Source organism: Streptomyces sp. NBC_01497 (genome assembly GCF_036250695.1).
Classification (GTDB): Bacteria; Actinomycetota; Actinomycetes; order Streptomycetales; family Streptomycetaceae; genus Streptomyces.
Window position 1 is genome coordinate 2,466,774 of sequence record NZ_CP109427.1, and the last position, 22,950, is coordinate 2,489,723.

Annotated in this window: 23 protein-coding genes; 7 read left to right on the forward strand and 16 right to left on the reverse strand. The window is 70.8% G+C overall.

The features are described 5' to 3' along the window. Positions 1–34 precede the first annotated feature (34 nt). Positions 35–367 carry an ATP/GTP-binding protein gene (locus tag OG310_RS10415; RefSeq protein ID WP_329455593.1) on the reverse strand — a complete coding sequence of 111 codons (333 nt, stop codon included), beginning with the start codon at positions 365–367 and terminating at the stop codon, positions 35–37. A 221-nt stretch (positions 368–588) separates the two neighbouring features. Here OG310_RS10415 and OG310_RS10420 point away from each other — a divergent pair, with 221 nt between their 5' ends. Next, complete coding sequence (locus OG310_RS10420) at positions 589–1,632, forward strand: LLM class flavin-dependent oxidoreductase (RefSeq protein ID WP_329455594.1); 1,044 nt, start codon at positions 589–591, stop codon at positions 1,630–1,632. 170 nt (positions 1,633–1,802) lie between these two features. Here the strand turns inward: OG310_RS10420 and OG310_RS10425 are convergent, their stop codons facing one another. After that, positions 1,803–2,195 (reverse strand): SCO5389 family protein, encoded by a 393-nt coding sequence (locus OG310_RS10425; protein ID WP_329455595.1) that lies wholly within the window; start codon positions 2,193–2,195, stop codon positions 1,803–1,805. Between the two features lie 214 nt (positions 2,196–2,409). Here OG310_RS10425 and nucS point away from each other — a divergent pair, with 214 nt between their 5' ends. Then, a complete protein-coding gene (nucS, locus tag OG310_RS10430; RefSeq protein WP_329455596.1) occupies positions 2,410–3,069 on the forward strand; it encodes an endonuclease NucS in 660 nt (219 codons plus the stop codon). 39 nt (positions 3,070–3,108) lie between these two features. Beyond that, a complete protein-coding gene (locus OG310_RS10435; RefSeq protein WP_329455597.1) occupies positions 3,109–3,867 on the forward strand; it encodes a TetR/AcrR family transcriptional regulator in 759 nt (252 codons plus the stop codon). Between the two features lie 123 nt (positions 3,868–3,990). Here OG310_RS10435 and OG310_RS10440 read toward each other — a convergent pair whose 3' ends face one another. Then, entirely contained in the window at positions 3,991–4,815 is an 825-nt protein-coding gene (locus tag OG310_RS10440; RefSeq protein ID WP_329455598.1) for a MerR family transcriptional regulator, read from the reverse strand. Positions 4,816–4,936: 121 nt separating this feature from the next. On the opposite strand from OG310_RS10440, the gene OG310_RS10445 reads away from it, so the two are divergent. Both OG310_RS10445 and OG310_RS10450 read left to right on the forward strand, forming a co-directional pair. Next, complete coding sequence (locus OG310_RS10445) at positions 4,937–5,317, forward strand: nuclear transport factor 2 family protein (RefSeq protein ID WP_329455599.1); 381 nt, start codon at positions 4,937–4,939, stop codon at positions 5,315–5,317. Next, positions 5,314–6,258 carry an alpha/beta hydrolase gene (locus OG310_RS10450; protein ID WP_329455600.1) on the forward strand — a complete coding sequence of 315 codons (945 nt, stop codon included), beginning with the start codon at positions 5,314–5,316 and terminating at the stop codon, positions 6,256–6,258. The genes OG310_RS10445 and OG310_RS10450 overlap by 4 nt, the downstream gene beginning before the upstream one ends. Positions 6,259–6,383: 125 nt before the next feature. On the opposite strand, the gene OG310_RS10455 is transcribed toward OG310_RS10450, so the two are convergent. From OG310_RS10455 to OG310_RS10465, 3 genes are all read right to left on the reverse strand, one after another. Next, positions 6,384–8,963: an ATP-binding protein gene (locus OG310_RS10455; RefSeq protein WP_329455601.1), complete on the reverse strand. Its 2,580-nt coding sequence runs from the start codon at positions 8,961–8,963 to the stop codon at positions 6,384–6,386. A gap of 299 nt (positions 8,964–9,262) precedes the next feature. Next, on the reverse strand, positions 9,263–9,586 hold the full coding sequence (locus OG310_RS10460) for an STAS domain-containing protein (protein WP_235796275.1): 324 nt from the start codon (positions 9,584–9,586) through the stop codon (positions 9,263–9,265). Positions 9,587–9,807: 221 nt separating this feature from the next. Continuing rightward, positions 9,808–10,656 (reverse strand): 3-hydroxyacyl-CoA dehydrogenase family protein, encoded by an 849-nt coding sequence (locus tag OG310_RS10465; RefSeq protein ID WP_329455602.1) that lies wholly within the window; start codon positions 10,654–10,656, stop codon positions 9,808–9,810. An 846-nt stretch (positions 10,657–11,502) separates the two neighbouring features. Here OG310_RS10465 and OG310_RS10470 point away from each other — a divergent pair. After that, positions 11,503–12,075: a cob(I)yrinic acid a,c-diamide adenosyltransferase gene (locus OG310_RS10470; RefSeq protein ID WP_329455603.1), complete on the forward strand. Its 573-nt coding sequence runs from the start codon at positions 11,503–11,505 to the stop codon at positions 12,073–12,075. A gap of 230 nt (positions 12,076–12,305) precedes the next feature. After that, the gene (locus OG310_RS10475; protein WP_329455604.1) at positions 12,306–14,168 is read left to right on the forward strand and encodes a glycoside hydrolase family 18 chitinase; all 1,863 of its coding nucleotides are present in this window, start codon (positions 12,306–12,308) and stop codon (positions 14,166–14,168) included. 173 nt (positions 14,169–14,341) lie between these two features. Here OG310_RS10475 and OG310_RS10480 read toward each other — a convergent pair whose 3' ends face one another. From OG310_RS10480 to OG310_RS10525, 10 genes are all read right to left on the reverse strand, one after another. Beyond that, entirely contained in the window at positions 14,342–14,788 is a 447-nt protein-coding gene (locus tag OG310_RS10480) for a DUF2550 domain-containing protein (protein WP_329455605.1), read from the reverse strand. 134 nt (positions 14,789–14,922) lie between these two features. Then, positions 14,923–15,294 carry a F0F1 ATP synthase subunit epsilon gene (locus OG310_RS10485; protein WP_329455606.1) on the reverse strand — a complete coding sequence of 124 codons (372 nt, stop codon included), beginning with the start codon at positions 15,292–15,294 and terminating at the stop codon, positions 14,923–14,925. 142 nt (positions 15,295–15,436) lie between these two features. Next, positions 15,437–16,879 (reverse strand): F0F1 ATP synthase subunit beta, encoded by a 1,443-nt coding sequence (gene atpD / locus OG310_RS10490; protein ID WP_329455607.1) that lies wholly within the window; start codon positions 16,877–16,879, stop codon positions 15,437–15,439. Further along, complete coding sequence (locus tag OG310_RS10495; protein WP_329455608.1) at positions 16,879–17,799, reverse strand: F0F1 ATP synthase subunit gamma; 921 nt, start codon at positions 17,797–17,799, stop codon at positions 16,879–16,881. Before OG310_RS10495 ends, atpD begins: the two co-directional genes overlap by 1 nt. A 20-nt stretch (positions 17,800–17,819) precedes the next feature. Beyond that, positions 17,820–19,409 (reverse strand): F0F1 ATP synthase subunit alpha, encoded by a 1,590-nt coding sequence (atpA, locus tag OG310_RS10500; protein WP_329455609.1) that lies wholly within the window; start codon positions 19,407–19,409, stop codon positions 17,820–17,822. A gap of 171 nt (positions 19,410–19,580) precedes the next feature. Beyond that, positions 19,581–20,399, reverse strand: coding sequence for a F0F1 ATP synthase subunit delta (locus OG310_RS10505; protein ID WP_329455610.1), 819 nt, complete (start codon positions 20,397–20,399; stop codon positions 19,581–19,583). After that, positions 20,396–20,941: a F0F1 ATP synthase subunit B gene (locus tag OG310_RS10510; protein WP_329460114.1), complete on the reverse strand. Its 546-nt coding sequence runs from the start codon at positions 20,939–20,941 to the stop codon at positions 20,396–20,398. The genes OG310_RS10505 and OG310_RS10510 overlap by 4 nt, the downstream gene beginning before the upstream one ends. A gap of 26 nt (positions 20,942–20,967) precedes the next feature. After that, positions 20,968–21,213, reverse strand: coding sequence for an ATP synthase F0 subunit C (gene atpE / locus OG310_RS10515; protein WP_329455611.1), 246 nt, complete (start codon positions 21,211–21,213; stop codon positions 20,968–20,970). 86 nt (positions 21,214–21,299) lie between these two features. Beyond that, a complete protein-coding gene (atpB, locus tag OG310_RS10520; RefSeq protein ID WP_329455612.1) occupies positions 21,300–22,106 on the reverse strand; it encodes a F0F1 ATP synthase subunit A in 807 nt (268 codons plus the stop codon). Between the two features lie 303 nt (positions 22,107–22,409). Next, a complete protein-coding gene (locus tag OG310_RS10525; protein WP_329455613.1) occupies positions 22,410–22,880 on the reverse strand; it encodes a hypothetical protein in 471 nt (156 codons plus the stop codon). Between the last annotated feature and the right edge of the window lie 70 nt (positions 22,881–22,950).

A 22,950-nucleotide genomic window follows, 5' to 3' on the forward strand; every position in this document is an offset into this window, starting at 1 on the left:
CGAGCGGCCCGGGGGCGCGCCGGCCTTCGCCGTCTCAGTACCGCGGGGCGTTGCGGGAGCGCTGGACGCGGGCCCCGCGCCGGTCCTTCGCGTTCCAGCACGCCTGGTGCCAGTGGCGCCTGTCCTCCACACCGCCGTACTCGGGCCAGGCCACGACGTGCGGCGCATGCGAGGGGATCTCCTGGTCGCAGCCGGGGCAGCGGTAGCGCTTGCCCGCCGCGCTCGCGCCCGCCACGTGCCGCACCGACCACTCCTCGCCCTGCCAGGACTCGGTGCGCTGGAAGCCGCCGTATCGCGCGCCGGGATCGCCGACGTCCTGGCCGGTCGCTTTCTCGCCGCCTCGGGGGCGGTTGCGGCGCGGGGACATGACACACCTCACGGGGCAGACGGCAGGGCTGCCTTCCAGCGTAAGGCCCGCGTGGCCGGGGGCCCTACGGGCGCATGCCCGGTCGGCGGCCGGAATCCGCCACGCGCAAGGGGCAATTACCGGACAATCGCAAGATCTTGGTCCGTAGCCGTGCCTTTGGCACGTGTCAGGCGTTACTGCCGGAGAGGGGAGTCGCGTCGGCCGCGAGGAGGCAGAAGGCGATGCGTGTGCGGAATGCGACGCGTACGAGGACACGTCTGGGGACATTCGTGCTGGCAGCACAGTTCCCGGGACAGGGCCAGGGCGAGGCGCTGCACCGCGCGGTGCGCACCGCGCAGGCCGTGGAGAGCGCCGGGCTCGACGAGGTGTGGCTGGCCGAGCACCACTTCGTGCCGTACGGGGTGTGCCCGTCGGCGGTGACCCTGGCCGGGCTGCTGCTCGGAAGGACCCGGCGCATCCGGGTGGGCACCGCGATCAGTGTGTTGCCGAACACCCATCCGGTGACACTCGGCGAGCAGACCGCGCTGCTGCACATACTCTCCGACGGCCGGTTCTCCCTCGGCGTGGGCCGGGGCGGGCCCTGGGTCGATCTGGAGGTGTTCGGGGCGGGACTCGCGGCCTTCGAACGGGACTTCCCCGAATCGCTCGACCTGCTGCTGCGATGGCTGCGGGAACCGCGCGTCGACGCGCTCGGGCCGCGGTACACGTTCCGCGAGGTGCCCGTGGTGCCCCGTCCCGACGAACTGCTGGACGTGCCGGGCCCCGAGGTCGTCGTGGCCTGCACCTCTCCGAGGACCGTACGGCTGGCGGGCGAGCGCGGCCTGCCGATGCTGCTCGGGATGCACGCGGACGACGAGGAGAAGGCCGCGATGGTCGCCCTGTGGCGCACGCACGCACTGGCGGCCGGCCACGACCCGCAGGGAGCCCATGTGTCGGTGGGGGTCGCCCAGGTCGCGGACGACCGCGCCGAGGCCGCGGAGGCGCTGATCAAGGCCATGCCGGGCTGGCTGCGGCAGGGACTGGGCGCGCACGTCACCGTGGACGGCAGGGCCCGCTCGATGCGGGACCCGGTGGACTACACCGAGCGGCTGTGCTCCCTGCATCCGGTCGGGCCGCCGCGGCTCGCCGTCGACCGGCTGGCGGCGACGTCGGAGCGTACGGGCATCACGCGCTTCGCGCTCCTCGTGGAGGGGTCGGGGGACCTGGCCTCGACGGAGGAGAACGTACGACGGCTGGGCGCCGAAGTCCTGCCGCATCTGGCGTAGCGCACTCGGGGTGGCCGAATGTCGCGGGTGAGCGCCGGCGTGTGCGCCCGGCGCGGGCCGGAGCGAGCGCGCCGGCGGGTGCTACGCCACGCCCCGAGGGCACGGACGCCGCCGTTCCGCACCGATCACCCCCGTCGGTGCGGAACGGCGGCGGCGCGGCGGCGATCCCGTCAGCAGTCCCGGAGTTCGGGCGACTGGTTGAGCAGCTGGGCCCGCACGGACGTGAAGCGCGTGAGGCGCGCGTCGGACGCCTCGTCGAGCGGGAACACGGCCACACGGTGGCAGTTCTGGAAGGCGAGACGCACTCCGAAGTGGCGCTGGAGCGCCCCCCGTATGGCATCGCTGGCGAGCGCGCGCAGCAGCTGACCACGGGCGTACTCGTCCGGCGGCGGCGTCTGGTTGTCGGCGAACGGGCCGCCGTCGACCTTCAGCTGGGCCACCAGGGAACTGATCATCTCCCACGCGTAGGGCAGGGAGGTCCGGACGCAGTCGACGAAGTCGGCTTCGTCGACCTCGCCTCGCTCGGCCTGCTCCAAGAGCGCCGGTGAGACGTCGAGCGACATGGGGTTCTCCTCTCGCGACCCCGCGACCGGGGTCTTACGGGCAGGGAAGGGGGAGGGGTGGCGACGCAGCGTGCACGCGCGACAACCTCCTGCTTACACGTTAGGCGTGCGGCCAGAAGGGCACCAGGCAGATGGGAGCACAACCGGCCACAACCGAACGGGGCTTGTGGGGCGAATCGCGTACTGCGACGCCTGTCGAGTAGCGTTGCCGACCATGCGTCTCGTCATCGCCCGCTGCTCCGTGGACTACGCGGGCAGGCTCACCGCTCATCTGCCCTCCGCACCCCGTCTCATCCTGGTCAAGGCGGACGGCAGTGTGTCGATCCATGCCGACGACCGTGCGTACAAGCCTCTCAACTGGATGTCACCGCCCTGCACCCTCAAGGAGGGGGACGGCACGTGGACCGTCGTCAACAAAGCGGGCGAGAAACTGATCATCACCATGGAAGAGGTCCTGCACGACTCGTCGCACGAGCTGGGCGTGGACCCCGGCCTGATCAAGGACGGCGTGGAGGCACACCTCCAGGAACTGCTCGCCGACCGCATCGAGACCCTGGGCCAGGGCTACAGCCTCATCCGCCGCGAGTACCCCACGGCGATCGGCCCGGTGGACATCCTGTGCCGTGACTCCGACGGCGGCACGGTCGCGGTGGAGATCAAGCGGCGCGGCGAGATCGACGGTGTCGAGCAGTTGACGCGCTACCTCGATCTGCTGAACCGCGATCCCCATCTGGCTCCCGTCAAGGGCGTGTTCGCGGCCCAGGAGATCAAGCCGCAGGCCCGCGTCCTGGCGACGGACCGCGGGATCGGCTGCGTGGTGCTCGACTACAACGCGCTGCGCGGCATCGAGGACGACAAACTGCGGCTGTTCTGACGGCGCCCGATCACGGGACCCGGCGTACGATCCGGAGCCGTGAACGCGTCCCCTGCGGCTGCTCCCGGCGGTGACGCCGGCCCTCCCGCGACCGTCCCGGCCGGCCCGGACCGCGCGGGACGGCCGGCCCGCCCCCCGTTGAGCCGGAACGCCGTCGTGGACGCCGCGCTCGGCGTGATCGACGACGAGGGCCTCGACGGGCTGACCATGCGGAAGGTCGGCGACCGCCTGTCGGCCGGCCCGAGTGCTCTCTACGCCCATGTGGAGAGCAAGGAGCAGTTGGTCCGGCTGGCCCTCGACCGCCCGCTGGCCGGGCTGCGGCTGCCCGCGGTGGATCCGGAGAACTGGGTCGCTCGGACGAGGGAGTTCGCTCGCTCGCTCCATGCGCTGCTCCGCAGCCACCCGGCCCTGGTGGCCGCGCCGTTCGGCGACACACCGCCGGGCCCCGGCGCGGCCGCGGTGTGTCGGTGGCTGCCGGCGGTCCTGACGGCGGGCGGACTGCTCCCGGACGCCGCCTCCCACGCGGCCGGGCTGCTGCTGGGACACATCGGCGCGACGGCCCTTCCGGCCGCGACGGATGCCCTGGAGCGGCAGAGGGACCATGCCGGTCGTTCCGGCCGCGGGCGCGGGGACCGGCGTCCACCGGGTCCGTACATCGCGCGTTACGGCGGCCTCGCCGACCTGACCGGACCGCCGCCTGAGGCTTCGCCCGAGGAGCGGTTCGAGTTCGGCCTGGACGTCCTGCTCAGCGGCCTGACGGCCCTCGCCGCCCGGCGGCACAGCTCTCCGCGCCTCTGACACGCGGACCCTGCCCACGCCTTCGCCACGCGGCGTCCCGCCACCGGTCCGGTACCGGGGCCGGCCGACGGGCGGGCGACTGGCGACCGGGGCAGCGACAGCTACAGGCGCCGGCCCTCCGCCTCAGAAGGACGGCTTCGTCCGGAAGACCGGCCATCCGATCATGGTGCACCAGTGGGAAGAGTCGCCGGTGTGGTGCCGATTGACCGGATAGAACTCCCGAATGGGCCCGGCTGTCGACAGCGCATGGCGCGTCACATAATCGGCGAGAGTTCCGTAAGCGCGATCGATCCCCTGCACCGGCCCCTTGTGGAGAATGACCGCCAATTCCGCCGAAGGCAGGTCGATCAGCTGGATCCGGCCCGCGGTGGGTGGGGAACCTTCCACCGGAAGGTAGACCGTGGCCATCCCGTGTCCCTCACGGAACAGGGAATCCGCGTACATTCCCCCTGCTTCACCGGCGAGCGGGACGCTTTGCGCGGAAAGAGTCGCGTACAGCTCGCCAAGGGCTCCGTTGTACCACGCACCGAACTCCTCGGCGTCGACCTCCTTGGCGATGGCCGCCGCCCGCATCTCCGGGATGTGGCGATGTTCGACGGGGAATTCCGACTTCGGGTGCTCGAGCAGGTCGCGGAGGGACGCGGCAGCCGCCCTCGTACGCTCCAGCTCCCCCTCCAGCCGGAGCAGATGCCGGGCGATCAGGTCACTACGCTCCGCGACGTCCTCCGCACGCAGGATGCTCCGGATGTCCTCCAAGGGCATGTCGAGGGCGCGGAGCCTCCGGATGACCTGCGCCGATGGAATCTGCGCGAGGTCGTACCTGCGGTAGCCGGACCTGAAGTCGATCTCGGCCGGTTCGAGCAGCCCTTCCTGGTGGTAGTGCCGCAGCGCCTTCACGCTCAGGTGCGTGGCGCGGGCAAAGTCACCGATGGACAGGGTCGTGTTCACGCGACAAGTGTGAACCCTTCCCCAGCGGGAGAGTCAAGCCAGGACTGATCCCTTGACCCTCCCGCACGGTCACGGAGGACGGTCGAGGTGCTCGACCGGACGAACAGAAAGAGAGAATTCCGTGGCCACATCCATCGAACTCGTCGGCGTTGTCGCCGATCATGTCCGCGCCGTCAACTCGTTCGACGTGGACGCGATCGTCGGCACTTTCGCCGAGGACGCCTACGTGAATGACAACCACCGCGAGATACGAGGTGTCGAAGCGATCCGCCGCTGGGTGGAGAAGGAGATGGTGGACGACAGCGTCACCGTCGAACCCGTCGAGGTGCTCGATCACCACGGCGACACGATCGTCCGCGGCCGTTACGACGGAACGTACGACAAGACCGGCCTCCCGGACGAACTCGTGATGAGCAACTACTTCTCGGTGCGGGAGGGGAAGATCATCTCGCTGGTGGTCATCCGCAACCAGCCCTCCCCGTACGACGAGGCCGGAGCGTGAGCCACCGGCTCGACGCCGAGGTCGGCGCGGCCCTGGCCCGGGTGGCCGCCGCCGGCCCCGCGCCGGTCGTGGCGCGGGGCGACTGGAGGGCACTGCGTGAGAGCGGCAACGCGGGCCAGCGGTACATGTCGACTCTGACGCCGGCGGTCTCGGGAGTCTCCCGGACCGGCCACTGGGCCGAGGCGCCGGACGGGGCCCGGATGGAACTGCGGTGGTATCGCCGCGGCGACGAGGCCCCGGGGTCCGCCGTGGTCTACGCGCACGGGGGCGGCATGGTCCTGGGCAGCCTCGACAGTTACGACAGGTTGCTCGACTGGTACGTGGCCCGCAGCGGGGTGCCGTTCCTCTCGGTCGGCTACCGCCTGGCCCCGGAGTCGGGCGGTACAGCCCTTGCCGAGGACGTCTGCGCGGCCCTGTCGTGGCTGCGCGCGCACGCCGGCGAGCTCGGCGTCGACCCCGGTCGCATCGCCGTCATGGGGGACAGCGGCGGGGGCGCACCCGCCGCCGGCGCGGCCATCCTGGCCAGGGACCGCGGGATTCCGCTGGCCCGGCAGATCCTCGTGTACGCGATGCTCGACGATCGCAACACCGACGCGGATCCCGCGCTGGCGCCGTACGCGACGTGGACCTACGACAACAACTGGACGGCCTGGAGTGCCGTGCTGGGGGAAGCCCGCGGCACGGCGGCCGTGTCGCCGATCGCGGCACCCGCCCGGCTCGAAGAGGCATCGGGCCTGGCGCCTGCCTATGTCGAGGTCGGGGACCTCGACATATTCCGCGACGAGAACATGGCTTTCGCGGCCACGCTCGCCTCGGCCGGAGTTCCTGTGGAACTCCACGTCCATCCCGGCGTACCGCACGGATTCGATCGCCTCGCACCCGACGCGGATGTCTCACGTCGCGCGTTCGCCGACCGCCTGCGTGTCATGGCGCAGCTGTAGAACGCACGTTGACGGTGACGACCCGTCAACTCCGCCGTCCGTGACCCTCCGCACGGAGGCCCGTCGGCCGGAAGCGGCACGCCTCGGCGCGCCGGCCGGCCGACGGGCCTCCGTGCGCGTCGGTGTCAGCTCGTCGGCTGCGACACCGTGACGGAGGCGGACTGCGCCGACCCGGAGCCGTCACCCGAGGGCGTCGGGGACGTGGGGCTGTCGGGTGAACTCGGCGGGCTCGTCGGGTCGTCCGGCGACGACGGCGGCGGGGACGTGGGGCTGCCGGGCGAGCTCGGCGGGCTCGTCGGGTCGTCCGGCGACGACGGCGGCGGGGAGGTGGGGCCGCCGGGCGAGCCGCCGGAGCCGGTACCGCCCGGCGAGGACGGTGCCTGGCCGCCCGAGTGGGACGGCGAGCCCGGCCCGTGTCCGGCCTGCCCGCTGTCCGACGGTCCCTGCGGTGTGCCGCCGGAGGGCGATCCCGCGCCGGGCGACGACGGCGCCCCGGAAACGCCCGACGATCCGGACGCCGAAGGCGCCGGCGCCCCGGCCGCGGAGCCGCGGCCCGCGGGCGCGTGCGTCCCCGCCGAGCTCGATCCGCCCGCGGGTTCCTGGGGCGGCAGGGCATCGCCGTCGCCGTCGCTCCGCTCGGTCGCGGTGTGGTCGGTGCCCTGGGAGCCGTTGCCGGAGGTGAGCCCGAGGCCCACCACCGTACCCATCACGGCGGCGAGCACGGCTCCCGCGCCGGCGGCGACCACGTTGCGCCGCGCGCCGCCGAGCAGGCGCCGGCCGGTGGCCGCGCGAGCGGGTACCTGCGTGATCCGCACCGGCTGCTGCCGCAGCGGCGGCTCGGCCGACCGGGACGGCAGCGCCGCCACGATGGGCGTCGGCTGGGTCACGGGTGCTCCCGCGGGCTGCGGTGGCGGCGCGATCGCCGCGACGGGCGTCACCCCCCTCTCCAGGTCGGACACCAGGGCCAGCGCCCGTCGGCCGGCCACCGTGCCGCTGCGGTCGGCGACGACGCCCCGCATCCCGATGGACGCCTCCAGCTCGGCCCGCGCCCGGTCCAGGTTGCCGGCGCAGAGCGCGAGCACGCCCAACTCGTGGTGGAAATAAGCTTCTTCGGCGACCTCTCCGGCCGCGCGTGCCGCGGACTGCCCGGCCCTGAGTGCCTTCTCCCAGGCGCTCCACCGCAGCCCGGCGAGCAGCGCCGGTGCGGCGCTGCGCGCCAGGCGCAGGGCCGTGTCGGCGGCCTCGGGCAACAGCGGGCCCATCGAGGCGAGGACGGCGTCCGCCTCCGCGGTGATCCGCTGCGGCGTGACCGAGGGGTGGCCGGTCCACCAGGTGTAGTGCTCGGCGGCGCTGCGGGCGTCGCGCACCGCGTCGTCGGCGTACCCCGCGGCGCGCAGCTGGGTCAGGACGCCGGGGGCCAGGCGGTAGCGCGCGCCGACCGGGCTGAGCAGCGCACAGCTCATCAACTCCCCGAGGGCGGCGTCCGCGTGGGTGTCGCCGACCAGCGCGGGCAGGTGCGCCTGGTGCGGCACCTCGCCGCCGAGCGCGACCGCGAACCGCAGGGTCGCCCGCGCCGATTCGCTCAGCCGCGAGGCGAGCAGGGCGGCGGGGGCCGCTCCCTCGCCGAGGGTCGGCAGGGGGATGTCGTACGTGCCCTCCGTGCCGGGGGCCCCGTCGAAGGCCGGGTCGAACGCGGTCTCCGCGGTCGTCCCCGTGGCGGTCGGCCCCGAGGGCTTGGCGAACGCCTCGAACTCGTCGAACACCTGCGGGTCGCGGCGGAGCTGGTCGCGCTGCCGCAGCAGCGCACCCGCCTGGACGAAGCGCAGCGGCAGGCCCTCGGACTCGAACCAGAGGTCGCCCGCCCAGTTCCGCTCCACCTCGCTCAGCGGCCGTCCGGCGGCCCGCTCCAGGAGTTCCAGCGAGGCGGCCCTGCCGAGTCCCGCGAGCAGGACGTCCACGACGGCGGCGCCGGGCGACGGCGCGGACACCTCGGGGGAGACGGCGAAGAGGAAGGCGCACTCGGGGGTGGCGGACAGCAGGTCGTCCAGCGCCTCACCGCCGAGTTCCAGGTCGTCCACGACGACGACGGCGCCCACCTCCGCGACGCGGGCGCGCAGTTCGGCCCGGTCGGGGCGGTGTTCCCCCTCGCTGTGGAAGACCACGGTGTACAGGTCGTGGAGCAGCTCGGTCGCGGTGCGGCGGTAGCCGTTCAGACGTATGAGTCCGTCGGGTGCGAGGGTCCCGCAGCGCGCGGCGACGGCGTCGAGGAGCGCGGTGCGGCCGGATCCCGGCACGCCCAGCAGCCGGGCGGAGCGGCCCTGGCCCAGCAGCTCGACGAGCTGGTCGTGTTCGGCCTCGCGCTCCAGCAGGGGCAGCGCGGGGGCAGCGGGTCCCGGCGGTACGGAAGGACGCCCGGCGCGCTGGAGCGCGGCGCGCTCGCGGGGGCCTCGGCGCTCGGGGCGGCCCGGGCGGCGGCCCGGTGTGCAGGGCTCGATCTCACTGCCGTCCACGGGGTTGACGGTGATGAGGAGGTCACCGGACACCAGTTCGGTGGTGCGGACGGGCGCACCACCGGCGCCGCCGCCCGCAGGGGACGCCAGCGCGGGCGTGATCGCCTCACGCCGTTGCGGCCTGCGCTCCGGGAAACCGGGGCGCCGGTCCTCGTCGCGTCCGTGCTCCTCGGGTCCCGCGCTCATCGGGTCCATCGGCAAATCCCCCAGATAGTGGCGTGCGGGGCCGAACCATAGACCCCCGCACTGTATCCAGGAACTCCGGGGCCGCCGGAGGCAGGTGGGGTACGAGCGGGGAGCCGGCCCCTGGCCGCGGGGAGAGCGCAGCTCAGAGCCTTACCGGGGGTGACGCCACGGCGGTCCGGCCGCCGGCGGGGTGCGGGGACCACGCGACGCGGGCCGGCACAGCCCCTCCCCGCGAAGGGGGAGGCGGCCGGACAGCGGCGCCCGGCAGGCCGTGGGCCGGCCGGGGCCGGCCACCACCCGGCGCACCGTCAGACGCGGGGCAGCGACTCCGCCGCGATCCCGCCCTCGATGGCGAGGATGCGGTGCAGGCGGGTGGCCACGAGCAGGCGCTGCATCTGCGGCGGTACGCCCCGGAGCACGAGTCTGCGGCCGCACCGCCCGGCGCGCCGGTGGACGCCCATGATGACGCCCAGTCCGGTGGCGTCCCAGGAGTCCAGCTCGGTCAGGTCCAGCACGAGGTCGCCGACTCCGTCGTCCACGGCCGCGTGCAGAACCGTACGGGCGTCCGCCGCGCTGCGAACGTCGAGGCGGCCCCCGACGACCAGCTCGGCGTGGTCGCCCCTGATGTGCATATGCGCTCCCCGAGAGTGCGGTACCGCTGTGTCCTGACAGCGTCTGCGTCGTGCGTCAAAACGGTCGTGCCGTACGCGCCGGTGCCGGCGGATTGCCGACGCAACAACTGACGGCCCGAAGGGGCGAGCGGTTGTTGCCCGTAAGCGAACCGATATCGGACGCGGCCACTTCTCACCCCATCAGGTGAGAGCCGTTGGTCCTCGGCGGTTCCGTGCGGAAATCAGTGCTTGTAGAACCCCTGCCCGCTCTTGCGGCCGATGTCACCCGCGTCCACCATCCGGCGCATCAACTCGGGCGGCGCGAACTTCTCGTCCTGCGACTCGGTGTAGATGTTGCCGGTGGCGTGCAGCAGGATGTCGACGCCGGTCAGGTCAGCCGTCGCGAGCGGGCCCATGGCATGCCCGAAGCCGAGCTTGCACGCGAGGTCGATGTCCTCGGCGGTGGCGACGCCCGACTCGTAGAGCTTGACCGCCTCCACCACGAGCGCGGAGATCAGCCGGGTCGTGACGAAGCCCGCCACGTCACGGTTGACGACCACACAGGTCTTGCCGACGGACTCGGCGAACTCCCGCGCGGTGGCGAGGGTCTCGTCGCTGGTCTTGTAGCCGCGCACCAGTTCGCACAGCTGCATCATCGGCACGGGCGAGAAGAAGTGGGCGCCGACGACGCGTTCGGGGTGCTCGGTCGCCGCCGCGATCTTGGTGATGGGGATCGCGGAGGTGTTGGACGCGAGCACGGTCTCCGGGCTCGTGATCTTGTCGAGGGCGCGGAAGATCTCGTGCTTCACGTCGAGCTGTTCGAAGACGGCCTCGACGACGAGGTCCGCGTCGGCGACGGCGTCGAGGTCGGTGGTCGTCGTGATGCGGCCGAGCGCCGCCTCCGCGTCCGCCGCCTCCAGCTTGCCCTTGGCGGTGAACCGCTCGTACGAGGCCTTGATGGTGTCGGTTCCGCGCGTCAGCGCCGCGTCGGTGACATCCCGCAGCACGACCTCCCAGCCGGCCTGGGCGGAGACCTGTGCGATGCCGGACCCCATGAGTCCGGCGCCGATGACGGCGAGCTTCCTGGCCACGACACACCTCTCGGTTCTCTTGGCGAGCAGCCGGGCCTGTGGCGGCGCGCGGCTCTTTAACGCGCCCTTACGAACGCGGCGCTTAGCGGAGGTTAGCGGTCTGGGGCGGCCATGTGGCGGCGGAGAGACACGCGTCACGTCTCAGATGACGGACATCACACCGGGACTCCGGCCGGCCCCGGGCCGGGCGGCGCGGACCCGCGTAGGTGAGGGCGGTCCCACCCCGGATGTCCTCGATGTCGTCCAGCAGGACCAGCGCGTCGCGCGAAACGGCTCCCGGCGTACGGGTCTTCACCCTTCCGCCGCAGCCGGACGTCCTCAGGGTGCCCTGTGGCCCGGCCAACTGACCGTCCACCAGCGGCGGCGGAGGGCAGCGGCGGAACGGCAGCTCACTCTCCGAGGCGCCGGTCTCCTCGCGCCGGGAGCGCTCGATGCGGCGACGGCCTCCCACCGGACGGACCGGAGCGGCGCGTGCGTCGTGCTGCCCCGCCCACGACCGGCGGGAACGGCCGTCCCCGTGGGCGCCCCCGCCCACGATCCGCGGGAAACGGCTGTCGCCCTCGACCGGGCCCTCCCAGGGGCGAGCCCCGCCCCGGCCTCGACGTACTCCCCCACGGCACGGCCGCGCGACGCGGCCCGCCCGCGTGCCGGCCGCGCACGAACGGGAAGAAGCCCGCCACCACGCACCCCCGGACCCGCACCCCCGGCCCGCACTCTCCCGCCCGGGTCCCGGGTCGCCGCACGGCGTCGTGGCCCCCGACCACACCACCGCCCCGGCGGTGACGGGCGCCCGCGTGCGGTGCGCCGCCCGAGCGCGCGCGGCGGGCGGATGCCTACCCTGGGCACATGGTCAATCTGACGCGCATCTACACCCGCACCGGCGACAAGGGCACCACCGCGCTCGGCGACATGAGCCGTGCGCCCAAGACCGATCCGCGCATCGGTGCCTACGCCGACGCCAACGAGGCCAACGCCGCCATCGGCACGGCGATCGCGCTCGGGCACCTGCCCGAGGACGTGGTGAAGGTACTGGTCCGGGTGCAGAACGACCTGTTCGACGTCGGCGCCGACCTGTCCACCCCCGTCGTGGCCGACCCCGAGTACCCGCCGCTGCGCGTCGAGCAGGGCTACGTCGACAAGCTGGAGGCGGACTGCGACCACTACCTGGAGGGCCTGGACAAGCTGCGCAGCTTCATCCTCCCGGGCGGCACACCCGGCGCCGCCCTGCTGCACCAGGCGTGCACGGTCGTCCGGCGTGCGGAACGCTCGACCTGGGCCGCGTTCGAGGTGCACGGCGAGACGATGAATCCGCTCGCGGCGACATACCTGAACCGGCTGTCCGACCTCCTCTTCATCCTCGCGCGGGTGGCGAACAAGCAGGTCGGCGACGTGCTGTGGGTGCCGGGCGGCGAGCGCTGACGACGTGGGGAGTCCCAAGTAAGGCCATGGGAAGGGGAGTTGGCGCCGGAGCCCGGACACGGCGGCCGGGCGGAGGGGGCGCCACCCCCGCGCCGACTTTGGTCTGGACCTATTGACGAGTGGTCCAGACCTCCTTACTCTCACCGGACACGCCGAGGCTCCACGCGGCGACGCACCGTGCACGGACCCACCCCGAACTGTCCGGTACGCATTCCTAGGAGCACCCCTTGATGCTTCTCCGTTCCCTTCCTTCGTTCCCTCCGCGGTTCAGATCCCGCGCAGCCGGCGCGCTCACCGCGCTGCTCCTGCCGCTCGCGGCCCTGGTGGGGCTCGCGGCCCCCGCACACGCGGCCACCTCCGCCACCGCCACCTTCACCAAGACCCAGGACTGGGGCACCGGCTTCGGCGGCCAGTGGACGGTGAAGAACACCGGCACCACCGCCCTGTCGTCGTGGACCGTCGAATGGGACTTCCCCACCGGCACCGCCGTCACCTCCGCGTGGGACGCCGACGTCACCAACTCCGGCAACCACTGGACCGGGAAGAACAAGAGCTACAACGGGACGCTGGCACCGGGCGCCTCCATCAGCTTCGGCTTCAACGGCAGCGGCCCCGGCTCCCCCAGCGGCTGCAAGCTCAACGGCGCGTCCTGCGACGGCGGCCCGTCGGCCCCCGGCGACAACCCGCCGTCCGCCCCCGGCACGCCCACGGCCTCGGGCGTCACGAACACCTCGGTGAACCTCAGCTGGACCGCCGCGAGTGACGACCACGGCGTCACGAACTACGACGTCCTGCGCAACGGCGCCAAGGTCGCGACCGTCACCGGCACGACGTACACGGACAGCGCACTGAGCGCGGGCACCGACTACTCGTACACCGTGCAGGCACGGGACACCGCGGGCCAGATGGGCCCGGTCAGCGGCTCCACGGCGGTGCACACCACCGGCGGCTCCACCGACCCGGGCAACCCCGGCACCTCCGGCAAGGTCAAGCTCGGCTACCTCACCGACTGGGGCACCTACGAGCGCAACTACCAGGTCAAGAACCTGGTGACGTCCGGCTCCGCCGCCAAGATCAACACCATAAACTACGCGTTCGGCAACGTCACCGGCGGCAAGTGCGCCATCGGCGACGCGTACGCGGACTACCAGAAGACCTTCACCGCCGACACCAGCGTCGACGGTACCGCCGACACCTGGGACCAGCCGGTCGCCGGCAACATCAACCAGCTGCGCGAGCTGAAGAAGAAGTACCCGAACCTCAAGATCCTGTGGTCGTTCGGCGGCTGGACCTGGTCCGGCGGCTTCGGCCAGGCCGCGCAGAACCCCGCGGCCTTCGCGCAGTCCTGCTACGACCTGGTCAAGGACCCCCGCTGGGCCGACGTCTTCGACGGCATCGACATCGACTGGGAGTACCCCAACGCGTGCGGCCTGTCCTGTGACAGCAGCGGCCCGGCGGCCCTGAAGAACCTGACCCAGGCGCTGCGCGCCAAGTTCGGCAGCAGCGCGCTCGTCACCGCGGCCACCACGGCCGACGCCTCCCCCGACGGAAAGATCACGAAGACCGACTACGCGGGGGCCGCGCAGTACCTCGACTGGTACAACGTGATGACGTACGACTTCTTCGGCGGCTTCAGCCCACAGGGCCCGACAGCCCCGCACTCGCCGCTGACGTCGTACCCGGGCATCCCCACCGCGGGATTCGACTCGGCGGACGCGATCGCCGCGTTCAGGGCGCAGGGCGTCCCCGCGAACAAGCTGCTGCTCGGCATCGGCTTCTACGGCCGCGGCTGGACGGGCGTCACCCAGGACGCCCCCGGCGGCACCGCCACGGGGCCCGCCCCCGGCACCTACGAGCAGGGCATCGAGGACTACAAGGTCCTCAAGACCACCTGCCCGGCGACCGGGACCGTCGCCGGCACCGCGTACGCCCACTGCGGCACCAACTGGTGGAGCTACGACACACCCGCGACGATCGGCTCCAAGATGTCCTGGGCGAAGCAGCAGGGCCTGGGAGGAGCGTTCTTCTGGGAGTTCAGCGGCGACACGTCCAACGGTGAGCTGGTGACGGCGCTGTCCAACGGCCTCGGCTGACGGATCCGCGACGCCATCGGGACGAGGGGGCGGCACCCGGCGGGGTGCCGCCCCCCTCGTCGTTCGAGAAGCGTCGACCGGGCGCCTATCAGGCCACATTCTCCCCCACTCTCCGAGCGGGGGACCCTCCCCCAGACTCCGTCCGGGGGGACCCCCACCCAGAGGGACGCCTATCAGGCCACATTCACCCTCTGGCCCGGTGGGGCTGCTTCCAGCCAGGCCAGGAAGCCTGTCAGGGCGTCGTCGCTCATGGCCAGCTCCAGCTGGACGCCCCGGTGCCGGCACGCCAGCACGACCGCGTCGGACAGCAGGGCCATCTCCTCCTCGCCCTCGGGGGCGCGGCGGGCCACCACCTCGATCGCGGACCGTTCCAGTGAACGGCGCGGGCGCGGTGCGTAGGAGAAGACCCGGAACCAGTTGATCTGGTCACCGTTGTACCGGGCCACCCCGTACACCCAGCCCTTGCCTGACGGGTCGGGCTGCTCGGGCAGGTCCCAGCGCAGGCTGCAGTCGAACGTCCCGCCGGAGCGCTGGATCAGGCGCCGGCGCAGGCCGAACACGAAGAGACCCAACGCAACCAGGACGACGACCAGTGCCGCGACAAGCAGCGAGAGGGTCATCTGTACCGACCTCCTCGCCTCAACCGGTCACGCACCTGAACTGCCCGTTCGTCCACCGCATCGCCTCAGCCGCGGCCCGTTCCGGAAGGTTCCGGAACGGGCCGCGGCTGAGGGGTAAAGCAGTCGCGCGGCCTCTACTTCGCCGCCACCGCACGCATCCGGACGTCGGCGCGCCGCTCGGCGGCGTCGTCGTCGTCCGACTTCGCGCGGGCCAGCGCGCGCTCGGCGCGCTGGGGGTCGATCTCGTCCGCGAGCTCGGCGACTTCGGCGAGCAGCGAAAGCTTGTTGTCGGCGAACGACAGGAATCCGCCGTGCACCGCGGCGACGACCGTGCCGCCGTCACTCGTACGAATGGTCACCGGGCCCGACTCCAGCACACCGAGGACCGGCTGGTGGCCGGCCATGATGCCGATGTCGCCGGAGCTGGTGCGCGCGACGACCAGGTGGGCCTCGCCGGACCACACGTTACGGTCGGCTGCGACCAGCTCGACGTGCAGATCAGCCAAGGGTGGCTCCTCGGGTCAGCACCCGGCGGTTCCTCCGGGTGTCGATGTCAATTCTATGGGGTGCTCGGGAGCGCGGGGGGAGCGGGGCGGCCGAGTTGACCGGCCGCCCCTGACCCACCACGCGTTCCCGTGGCCCGGAGCGTCAGGAGACGCCGAGCTCCTTCGCGTTCTTCTTCAGGTCCTCGATACCGCCGCACATGAAGAATGCCTGCTCGGGGAAGTGGTCGTAGTCGCCGTCGCAGATCGCGTTGAACGCGGCGATCGACTCGTCGAGCGGGACGTCCGAGCCGTCGACGCCGGTGAACTGCTTGGCGACGTGCGTGTTCTGCGACAGGAAGCGCTCGACACGGCGGGCACGGTAGACCGTGAGCTTGTCGTCCTCGCCCAGCTCGTCCATACCGAGGATCGCGATGATGTCCTGGAGGTCCTTGTACTTCTGCAGGATCGCCTTGACGCGGCTGGCCGTGTCGTAGTGCTCCTGCGCGATGTAGCGCGGGTCCAGGATGCGGGACGTCGAGTCCAGCGGGTCCACCGCCGGGTAGATGCCCTTCTCCGAGATCGGCCGGGACAGCGTCGTCGTCGCGTCGAGGTGCGCGAACGTCGTCGCCGGGGCCGGGTCGGTGAGGTCGTCGGCCGGCACGTAGATCGCCTGCATCGAGGTGATCGAGTGACCGCGCGTCGAGGTGATGCGCTCCTGGAGGAGGCCCATCTCGTCCGCCAGGTTCGGCTGGTAACCCACCGCGGAGGGCATCCGGCCGAGCAGGGTGGAGACCTCGGAACCGGCCTGCGTGAACCGGAAGATGTTGTCGATGAAGAACAGCACGTCCTGGCCCTGCACATCGCGGAAGTACTCCGCCATGGTCAGACCGGCCAGGGCGACCCGCAGACGCGTGCCCGGCGGCTCGTCCATCTGACCGAAGACCAGTGCGGTCTTGTCGATGACGCCGGACTCCGTCATCTCCTCGATGAGGTCGTTGCCCTCACGGGTACGCTCACCGACGCCCGCGAACACCGACACACCGTCGTGGTTGTTGGCGACGCGGTAGATCATCTCCTGGATGAGCACCGTCTTGCCCACGCCGGCGCCGCCGAACAGGCCGATCTTGCCGCCCTTGACGTACGGGGTCAGCAGGTCGATGACCTTGATGCCGGTCTCGAACATCTCGGTCTTCGACTCGAGCTGGTCGAAGTTCGGCGCCTTGCGGTGGATGGGCCAGCGCTCGGTGATCTGCGCCTCGGCGGTCGGGTCGTTCAGCACCTCGCCGAGCGTGTTGAACACCCGGCCCTTGGTGACGTCGCCGACGGGCACCGTGATGCCGGAGCCGGTGTTGGTCACCGGGGACTGGCGGACCAGACCGTCGGTGGGCTGCATGGAGATGGCGCGGACGACGCCGTCACCCAGGTGCTGGGCGACTTCGAGCGTCAGCGTCTTGCGCTTGCCCGCCTCGGCCGGGTCGTCGACCTCGACCGTCAGAGCGTTGTAGATCTCCGGCATCGCGTCGACGGGGAACTCCACGTCGACGACCGGGCCGATGACCCGGGCGACGCGGCCCGTGGTGGTCGGTGCCTCAGCTGTGGTCGTCATTACTTGTCACTCCCCGCGTTCGCGTCGGCCAGGGCACTGGAGCCACCGACGATCTCGCTGATTTCCTGGGTGATTTCGGCCTGTCGGGCCGCGTTGGCAAGCCGTCCGAGCGATTTGATCAGCTCGCCGGCGTTGTCGGTCGCCGCCTTCATCGCGCGGCGGGTGGCCGCGTGCTTGGAGGCGGCGGCCTGGAGGAGCGCGTTGTAGATGCGGCTCTCCACATAGCGCGGCAGCAGGGCGTCCAGGACGCCCTCGGCCGACGGCTCGAACTCGAACAGCGGCAGCGCCTCGGGCTTCCCGACCGCCTCGGCCGACGGGTCCTGGTCAAGCCGCAGCGGCAGCAGCCGGTTCGCTACCGGGGTCTGCGTCAGCATGGACTCGAACTCGGTGAACACGATGTGGAGTTCGTCCACACCGCCCTCGGCCGTGTCCAGCTGCACCGCCGCGATCAGCGGGGCCGCGACCGCCTTGGCGTCCGCGTAGGTGGGGTTGTCGGTGAAACCGCTCCACGACTCCTCGACCTTGCGCTCGCGGAAGCCGTAGTACGCGACACCCTTGCGGCCGACGATGTAGGCGTCGACCTCCTTGCCCTCACCGCGGAGCTGCTCGGTGAGCCGCTCCGCCGCCTTGATGACGTTGGCGGAGTAGCCGCCGGCCAGACCGCGGTCGCTGGTGACGAGCAGCAGCGCGGCACGGGTCGGCGACGCCGCTTCCGTCGTCAGCGCGTGTTTGGTGTTCGACCCGGTCGCCACCGCCGTGACGGCGCGCGTCAGCTCCGTCGCGTACGGCGATGAGGCCGTCACCTGGCGCTGAGCCTTGATGATCCGCGAGGCCGCGATCATCTCCATCGCCTTGGTGATCTTCTTGGTCGCGGTGACGGATTTGATGCGACGCTTGTAGACCCGGAGCTGCGCTCCCATGAGTCAGGTCCCTTCCGTCGTCACTTGGCCGCGTCGGCCGGGGAGTCGTCGAGCAGCTTGCCGTCCGACGTCTCGAACTGGCGCTTGAAGCTGTCGACGGCGTCACCGATGGCGGTGATGGTGTCGTCGGACATCTTGGCGCCCTCGGCGATGCTGGTGAGCAGTTCCTTGCGCTCGCGGCGCAGGTGCTCGTGCAGCTCCGCCTCGAAGCGGCGGATGTCCTCGACGGGGACGGTGTCCAGCTTGCCGTTGGTGCCGGCCCAGATGGAGACGACCTGCTCCTCGACGGGCATCGGACGGTACTGGGCCTGCTTGAGCAGCTCGACCATCCGCTTGCCGCGCTCCATCTGCTGCTTGGAGGCCGCGTCCAGGTCGGAGCCGAAGGACGCGAACGCCTCCAGCTCGCGGTACTGGGCGAGGTCCACACGCAGACGGCCGGAGACCTGGCGCATCGCCTTGTGCTGGGCGGAACCACCGACGCGGGAGACCGAGATACCGACGTTCAGCGCGGGCCGCTGGCCCGCGTTGAACAGGTCGGACTCCAGGAAGCACTGGCCGTCGGTGATGGAGATGACGTTGGTCGGGATGAACGCCGAGACGTCGTTCGCCTTCGTCTCGACGATCGGCAGACCGGTCATCGAGCCCGCGCCCATGTCGTCGGAGAGCTTCGCGCAGCGCTCCAGCAGACGGGAGTGCAGGTAGAAGACGTCACCCGGGTAGGCCTCGCGGCCCGGCGGGCGGCGCAGCAGCAGCGACACGGCGCGGTAGGCGTCGGCCTGCTTCGAGAGGTCGTCGAAGATGATCAGGACGTGCTTGCCCTGGTACATCCAGTGCTGGCCGATGGCCGAGCCGGTGTACGGGGCGAGGTACTTGAAGCCGGCCGGGTCGGACGCGGGAGAGGCCACGATCGTCGTGTACTCCAGCGCGCCGGCCTCCTCCAGGGCGCCGCGCACGGACGCGATGGTGGAGCCCTTCTGGCCGATGGCGACGTAGATGCAGCGGACCTGCTTCTTCGCGTCGCCGGAGCGCCAGTTGTCACGCTGGTTGATGATCGTGTCGACCGCGAGGGCCGTCTTGCCGGTGCCGCGGTCACCGATGATCAGCTGACGCTGGCCACGGCCGATCGGCACCATCGAGTCGACGGCCTTGTAGCCGGTCTGCATCGGCTCGTGCACCGACTTGCGGACCATGACGCCGGGAGCCTGCAGCTCCAGCGCGCGCCGTCCCTCGGTCTCGATCTCGCCGAGGCCGTCGATCGGGGCGCCGAGCGGGTCGACGACGCGACCCAGGTAGCCGTCGCCGACCGCCACGGAGAGAACCTCTCCGGTACGGGTGACGGGCTGGCCTTCCTCGATGCCGTCGAACTCGCCGAGGACGATCGCGCCGATCTCGCGCTCCTCGAGGTTCAGGGCGAGACCGAGGGTGCCGTCCTCGAACTTCAGCAGCTCGTTCGCCATGGCGGAGGGCAGACCCTCCACCCGGGCGATGCCGTCGCCGGCCACGCTGACCGTACCGACCTCCTCGCGCGAGGCCGCGTCCGGCTGGTACGACTGGACAAAGTTCTCCAGCGCGTCCCGGATCTCCTCCGGCCGGATCGTGAGCTCCGCCATCTGGGTTCCCTGCTCTCCTTGTTGGGCCCGAAGTTTCTTTGGGGTCTGGGGGCGACCCCCAGGAATCTTCCGCAGTTGCTGCACGGCCCAACCGGGCCGCTGTCGTGCTGTGTCCTGCTGTGTCCTGCTGTGTTCTGCTGCCGGCGGCTCACCGCCGCCGGCTGTGTACCGTCAGCGACTGCCGAGCTGCCGGTTCACCTCGTCGAGGCGCTCCTGGATCGTGCCGTCGATGATCTCGTCACCGACACGCACCGAGATCCCGCCGAGGACCTCGGGGTCCACGTCCAGATTCAGGTGCGTCTGCCGGCCGTAGATCCTGGCCAGCACGGCGCCGAGCCGTTCCTGCTGCGCGTCCGTGAGCGGGACCGCAGAGGTGACCACGGCGACCATCCGGTCACGGCGTGCTGCCGCGAGCCCGGAGAGGGACCTGAGTCCGTCTTCCAGGCTACGGCCACGGGGCCGGGACACGAGACGGATGACCAGACGCTCGGTGACGGCGTCGGCGCGAGAGCCGAGGAGCCGGGTCAGGAGCGCGGCCTTGGCGGAGGCCGGCGCCGCCTTGTCGGTGAGCGCGGCCCGCAGGCCGGTGTCGGACTCGACGATGCGGCCGAAGCGGAACAGCTCGTCCTCGACGTCGTCCAGGTGACCCGCACGCTGGGCCGCGGTGAGATCCGCGGTGGCGGCGAGCTCCTCCAGGGCGTCGACGAGGTCACGCGACTGCGACCAGCGCGACCGGACCATGCCGGAGACAAGGTCGACCGCACTGCCCTGGACCTGGCCGTTCAGCAGCCGGCCCACGAGTGCGGCCTTGGCCTCCTCGCTCTGGACCGGGTCGGTCAGCACGCGGCGCAGCGACGTTTCACGGTCGAGCAGCGCGGTGACGGACGCCAGGTCCTCGGCGAGGCTCGCCGCGTCGACCGACGCGTTGTCGGTCAGTGCGTCGAGGCGCTCACGTGCGGCGGACAGCGCTTCACGGCTGGCGCCGTTCATCGCGTGGCCTCCGCGTTCGCCGCGTTGTTCTCCAGCTGGTCGAGGAACCGGTCGATGGTGCGGCTCTGCCGGGCGTGGTCCTCAAGGGACTCGCCGACGAGCTTGCCGGCCAGTACGGTGGCGAGCTTGCCCACGTCCTGGCGCAGCGCGACCGCGGCGGCCTTGCGGTCCGCCTCGATCTGGGTGTGACCGGCGGCGACGATCTCCTCGCGCTGCCGCTGACCCTCTTCCCGCATCTGCTGGATGATCGTGGCACCCTGCTCGGTCGCCTCCTGGCGGAGACGCGCGGCCTCGTGCCTGGCCTCGGCGAGCTGGGCCTTGTACTGGTCAAGGGTCTGGTTGGCCTCGGCCTGTGCCTCGGCCGCACGCTCCAGGCCGCCCTCGATCGCGTCGTGCCGCTCCTCCAGCGTCTTCTGGATGTTCGGCAGGAGCTTCTTACCGAGGAAACCGAAGACGATCAGGAAACAGAGGATGCCGACGACAAGTTCCGTCGTGTCCGGAATGAGGGGGTTCTGCGCCCCCTCAGCGGCCAGGAAGGTCATCATGTCTGAACCTTTCGTCGGTTCGGCTACTTGCCGAAGATGAAGGGGGCGACCAGACCGAGAAGGGCCAGCACCTCACAGAGGGCGAAGCCCAGGAACATGTTGGTCCGGATGATCGGCATGGCTTCGGGCTGACGGGCCATGGCCTCGATGGAGTGACCGAAGACCACACCGATACCGACACCGGGGCCGATGGCGGCGAGACCGTACGCGACGGCGCCCAGGCTGCCCGTGACGTTGCTGGCGGCGAGATTGACAAGCTCGGCAGACATCTTCCTGTCTTCCTTAAGTGATGTGGGTCCACCGGGAGGCTTCCCGGCGGAAGTCGGGTGGGAGGAACAGCAGTTGATCGCGGAGGTCAGTGACCCTCTTCGATCGCTCCGCTGATGTAGATCGAGGTCAGCAGAGTGAAGATATAGGCCTGGAGGAACTGGATCAGCACCTCGAAGGCCGTCATGCCCGCTGCCAGGATGAAGGATCCGGCTGCCACCGCCGACATGATCGACGGCGTGAGCAGGTACCAACTGGCGATGCTGAATACGAGGATCAGCATGTGCCCGGCGAACATGTTGGCCCACAGTCGTACCGCGAGCGTGAACGGGCGGGTGATGACGTTCTGGATGAACTCCAGCAGCACGATCAGCGGGATGAGCGGCTTGGGCAGCCCCTCGATCCACACGAGGTTCTTCACACCGCCCTTGAAGCCGTGCTTCTTGAACGTCAGGAAGATGTACGTGATCCACACGCAGGCCGCGAGCACGACGGGGTAGGCGAACCGCGACGCGGACGGGAACTGTGCCAGTGGGATCACCGACATGATGTTCATGATCCAGACGAAGAAGAAGATCGACGCCAGGAAGGGCACGTACTTGGCACCCTCCTTGCCGATCACTTCTCGGGCGATGCTGCGCGCGATGAAGTTGTAGCCGATCTCGCCGATCAGCTGCAGCTTGCCGGGGACCAACTTCGGCTTGCGGAAGGCGAGCCAGAAGAAACCGACCACGATCACCATGCAGATGACCGCCAGGAGCATCGGCTTGGTGAAGCTCACGCCGCCAATCGTGAGAAAGGGCTTGAAGTCGAACGCGTCAAGGCCCGGCGCAGGGAAGCCACAACCCGTGAAGAGGTGGCATCCGCTCTCAGCGAGCAGCGTGTGGGCACTCACCCGTGACTCCTTCGTCGTGATGCATGAGAAACGGCAACCTTGTGTGTGAGCGCGGCTGGTGGAGCCGCGGTTCGGCACGGGGAATGTGGTGTGGCGGTGCCGCCGCGATCCACTGGAAGTATCGGTCGAGGACCGGACAGTCCCGAAGCCTCGCGGTCGCCACAGCCGTCAGCCCCGTCAACTCGGGGATGCCGCAGGCCGTCTGGAGTATGTTCCGTTCCGCCCGTGGGCAGGGAGCGGCCTCCGCGGCCGGAAGCGATTTTGGACGATAGCAGATCGCGATCTGGCCTCTTCACGCCACCCTTACGCCGCATCGTAGGACTTCGCCTTCGACGCGCGCCCGGCCCCCTTGTCGGCACCGGACTTGGCGGCGAACGTCGCATCGGGGTCGACGTAGAGCATCTTCGCGGTGAGGCTCTGCTTGACCTGCCCGCCGACCCAGGACAGCGCCGTCACCAGCAGTGTCAGGGCGAACGCGCGCGCGTTGAACAGCGTTGTGTTCTGGAAGACGATGATGAAGACGCCGATGAGCAGGATCTGCACCGCGTAGACCAGGAGTCCCGCCGTCATGGCCACCTGCGGGTTGTCCCGGGTCAGGCGCATGAGTGCGGCGGTGCCGAGGCCGAAGAAGACGGCGACGACGGCAAACGCCACAAGTCCGCCGATCAGGCCCTTCTCACCGGCGACGATGGCGCTCACAACGGTGGCTACAACTCCCACGGGGGCGGCGATGATCGCCGAACCCCGGAGAATCCGGGCGTCGTTGGACTGCATGAGGACAGCTCCAGCGGGACTTGGGGGTGGGTGTGCAGACGGTGGAGGACGCGACTCGTCGACTCTCCGA